Genomic DNA, 622 nt, shown 5'->3' with positions numbered 1-622 from the left:
GGATCCGTTATCAAAAACATCCCGGGCGGCGCGGCCGGCGCCGCTGCTTGGATCTGATTAAGTGGTCAGCATAGCGAGGCCAGCAGACATTGAGCAACGGGCAATGTTTACCGGCCGTGGAATGACTCGCTGATGTTTAGCGAAATGCCCTACAGATAACGCCTGATTTCCCGACTTTTTTACCTAGGTGCTGGCGAGACCTTCAGAATCACACCAGAGGCGCTACTCCTCCTCATCCTCCAACGGCAACTCATCCCGCCCTAAAGGATCCGTAGGAGAAGGCAGCGGATACTCCGGCGTTTGATCGACATCGTCATCTTTCTGCTCACCACCCATCTCCCACCTCCCAAGGGCCTGACAGAACCCCAGGCCCTAAAGACTCGCATCACCACCGATCAGGATCAAAAGAACAAGCAATTACTGCTCATCCTCATCCTCTTCATACTCCATGTCTGCTTCATCCGCATCATTCAACGGCACGGTCGCATCATCCATCAGCGACCCTGGATCCTCGTTGCCCGGATCATTGATAAACGGCAAACCGCTCGGGCCTTTTTCTTCCTTGCCTTCGGTTTCGGGCGTCATGGCAAACCTCTACGTCTGGTGGGTTGTATAACGTTCG

Annotated in this window: 1 protein-coding gene; it reads right to left on the bottom strand. The window is 54.3% G+C overall.

The genetic code is table 11. The annotated features are described in order from the left end of the window. Nucleotides 1–417: 417 nt before the first annotated feature. Nucleotides 418–585, bottom strand: a complete 168-nt coding sequence (locus HT737_RS30780; RefSeq protein ID WP_003223252.1) for a hypothetical protein — start codon at nt 583–585, stop codon at nt 418–420. Between the last annotated feature and the right edge of the window lie 37 nt (nt 586–622).

The organism is Pseudomonas sp. MD195_PC81_125, assembly GCF_014060985.1.
GTDB classification, from domain to species: domain Bacteria; phylum Pseudomonadota; class Gammaproteobacteria; order Pseudomonadales; family Pseudomonadaceae; genus Aquipseudomonas; species Aquipseudomonas parakoreensis.
The sequence above is the reverse complement of the archived record's forward strand: the minus strand, read 5'-3'. Positions and strand labels throughout refer to the sequence as shown.

Coding starts and splice junctions, on each gene's coding strand:
- HT737_RS30780 (WP_003223252.1), bottom strand. CDS start 585: ATGACGCCCGAAACCGAAGGCAAGGAAGAAAAAGGCCCGAGCGGTTTG.